This is a genomic window from Geminicoccus flavidas (assembly GCF_009806515.1).
GTDB classification, from domain to species: Bacteria; Pseudomonadota; Alphaproteobacteria; order Geminicoccales; family Geminicoccaceae; genus Geminicoccus; species Geminicoccus flavidus.
In genome coordinates, this window is the sequence record NZ_WUJP01000479.1 from 1 (window position 1) to 3058 (window position 3058).

The 3058-nt window shown below is 69.3% G+C and carries 3 protein-coding genes; 2 read left to right on the forward strand and 1 reads right to left on the reverse strand.

Going from position 1 to position 3058, the window contains the following annotated elements:
- The coding region (locus tag EQG76_RS13395) for a GntR family transcriptional regulator (RefSeq protein ID WP_159714110.1) at nucleotides 1-453 on the reverse strand (453 nt) is incomplete at its 3' end.
- A gap of 205 nt (nucleotides 454-658) precedes the next feature.
- Between EQG76_RS13395 and EQG76_RS13400 the strand changes: the two genes are divergently transcribed.
- The gene (locus EQG76_RS13400) at nucleotides 659-1636 is read left to right on the forward strand and encodes an ABC transporter substrate-binding protein (RefSeq protein ID WP_159714112.1); all 978 of its coding nucleotides are present in this window, start codon (nucleotides 659-661) and stop codon (nucleotides 1634-1636) included.
- A 67-nt stretch (nucleotides 1637-1703) separates the two neighbouring features.
- A partial coding sequence (locus EQG76_RS13405; RefSeq protein WP_200840793.1) for a sugar ABC transporter ATP-binding protein occupies nucleotides 1704-3058 on the forward strand: 1355 nt, incomplete at its 3' end.

The window sequence follows — 3058 nt, forward strand, 5'->3', positions numbered from 1 at the left end:
GATGTCGGCGGGCCGGGCATGCTGGGCGGCATGCCGGACCAGCGCCGCCTCGACGAAGATCCGGGCCTCGAACAGGTTCCAGGCGCCGGATTCCTCCAGCACCAGATGGCGGACGAGCTCGCCCAGATTGCCGATCGCCCGGCCGATGTCCGGCTCCTGCACGATCGGCCGGTGGCCGCGGCGGATCTGCAGCACGCCTCGGCCGGCCAGGGCCGCGATCGCTTCCCGCACCGCCACGCGGCTGACGCCGAACCGGCTCACCAGGTCGCGCTCGGCCGGCAGCGGCCGCCCGGCCACAAGCTCGCCGCTGCGCACCATGGCCAGGATCGCCTCGGCCAGCGCGTCCGCCAGGCGCCCACCCGGCGCCACGGCCAGAGTCCGCCGCCCGATGGGATCGTCGCCCCGCGGTTCCGCCGGCGTGATCGACCCTGCTCCTGGCTGCTGCAGCTTCATTTGGTAGGACCAAAACTCATCGCTCTGGTGTCATGCCTGACACCGGCCCGCTTGGCTAGCCCGACGGAACATGAAGGATAGTCGGGCATTGACAGCGGAAACCGTCCGCAACTACCGTTCGCCGCGGTCGGACCATATGGCAGAGCCGTCCCCCGCCGGATACCCTGGGGAAGCGGCGGCGCGGCAGCCGACCAAGGAGGCTAGAATGTTCCGACGCAGCGTCGTCAAGCTGGCGGCGGCGGCCGCCGTCATCGCTCTTGGAGTGGGCAGTGCGACTGCCCAGGAACTGCCGAAGCTCGAGCCCAAGGACAGCTACAAGGTCGGCTTCGCCCAGACCGAGAGCAACAATCCCTGGCGGATCGCCCAGACCAAGAGCATGCAGGACGAGGCGCAGAAGCGCGGCTGGCAGCTGGTCTACACCGACGCGGCCGGTTCCGCGGCCAAGCAGGTCGCCGACGTCAATTCCATGATCGCCCAGGGCGTGGACGCGATCTTCCTGGCACCTCGCGAGGAGAAGCCGCTGATCCCGGCGGTGATGGCCGCCAAGCGCGCCGGCATCCCGCTGATCCTGCTCGACCGCTCGGTCGACCCGAGCCTGGCGCAGGCCGGCCGCGACTACATCACCTTCATCGGCTCCGACTTCATCGAGGAAGGCCGCCGCGCTGGCGAGTGGCTCGCCAAGACCATGGGCGGCAAGGCCAAGATCATCGAGCTGCAGGGCACCACCGGCTCCTCCCCGGCCAATGACCGGGCCAAGGGCTTCGCCGACGCGATCCAGGCCCATCCGGAGATGGAAGTGGTCGCCAGCCAGTCCGGCGACTTCGCCCGCGACAAGGGTCGTCAGGTCGCCGAGACCCTGCTCCAGGCCCATCCGGACGCTACCGCCATCTACGCGCACAACGACGAGATGGCAGTGGGTGCGATCGCCGCGGTCGAGGCCGCCGGCAAGGTGCCGGGCAAGGACATCACGATCGTCTCGATCGACGGGACCCGCGATGCGCTGCAGGCGATCATCGACGGCAAGCTGGGCGCCACGGTGGAATGCAGCCCGTTCTTCGGGCCGATCGCCTATGACACGCTGGTCAAGTACGCCAACGGTGAGACCATCCCGCCCAAGATCATCAACGAGGACCGGTTCTTCGACGCGTCCAACGCGCAGGAACTGATCGCCGAGGCCTACTGACGATCCCATTGCCCGAACATCCCGGCCGATCTCTGCCGGCGATGTTCGGGCGCGGCCCAGCAAGAGCATGTTCCAGCGCCAGTCCCCCCCGCCTTCCCCGCCGCTGCTCGTCATGCGCGGCATCGACAAGAGCTTCGGCGGCAGCCCGGCCCTGCGCGGTGCCGAGTTCACCGTCGGCCGGGGCGAGGTCCATGCCCTGATCGGGCAAAACGGGGCCGGCAAGTCGACGCTGATCAAGGTGCTGACCGGCTATCACCGGCGCGACGCCGGCGAGATCGAGTTCGACGGCCAGCCGTTCGAGGTCCACTCGCCCCATGCCGCCCAGGCGGCGGGGATCAGCACGATCTACCAGGAGATCAACCTGGTAGGCTTGCGTTCCGTGGCGGAGAACATCTGCCTGGGCCGCGAGCCCCGCCGCTTCGGCCTGCTCGACTGGCGCGCGATGCATGAGGAGGCGCGCCGGCTGCTGGGACGCTTTTCCATCGATGTCGACGTCCGCCGCCCGCTCGGCAGCCTGCCGACCGCGACCCAGCAGATGGTGGCGATCGCCCGGGCGATCGGCTTCAAGGCCAAGCTCGTGATCATGGACGAGCCGACCTCGTCCTTGGACGACCGCGAGGTCGAGGTGCTGTTCGACGTGATCCGCCAGATCCGCGCCGACGGCGTCTCGGTCGTGTTCGTGTCCCACAAGCTCGACGAGCTCTATGCGGTGTGCGACCGCGTCACCATCATGCGCGACGGCACGACGGTGCGCAGCGGCCCGATGAGCGAGATCGGCAAGCTCGAGCTGGTCGCCACCATGCTGGGCCGCGAACTCACCACCGTCGCCCGCCAGGGTGCCACGGCGTTTGGCGCCAAGGCGGCGCATGCGGCCGGCGAGGTGCTGGCCATCAGCCATCTGGCCGCCGGCCCCAAGGTGCGCGACGTGTCGATCACCGTGGGTGCCGGCGAGATCGTAGGCATGGCCGGGCTATTGGGTGCCGGGCGGACCGAGACGGTGCGGGTCGTGTTCGGCGCCGATCCGGCCGCCGGCGGCAGCATGCGCTATGGCGGCCAGCCGTTCCAGCCGACCGAGCCTGCCGATGCGATCGCCCGCGGCATCGGCTTTTGCACCGAGGACCGCAAGATCGAGGGGATCGTGCCCGAGCTGTCGGTGCGAGAGAACCTGACCCTGGCCCTGCTCCCGCATCTGGCCAAGGCAGGCATCGTCGACGAGGCGGAACAGCGCCGGATCGTCGAGCGCTTCATCCAGCGCCTGGGCGTGAAGTGCCAGAGCCCCGAGCAGCCGATCCGCGAGCTGTCGGGCGGCAACCAGCAGAAGGTCCTGCTGGCGCGCTGGCTGTGCATGAACCCCAAGCTCCTGATCCTGGACGAGCCCACCCGCGGCATCGATGTCGGCGCCAAGGCCGAGATCCAGGCCCT

Bases quoted from the DNA above. Each gene is read 5' to 3' on its own strand.
- EQG76_RS13400 (WP_159714112.1), top strand. From the start codon at position 659: ATGTTCCGACGCAGCGTCGTCAAGCTGGCGGCGGCGGCCGCCGTCATC.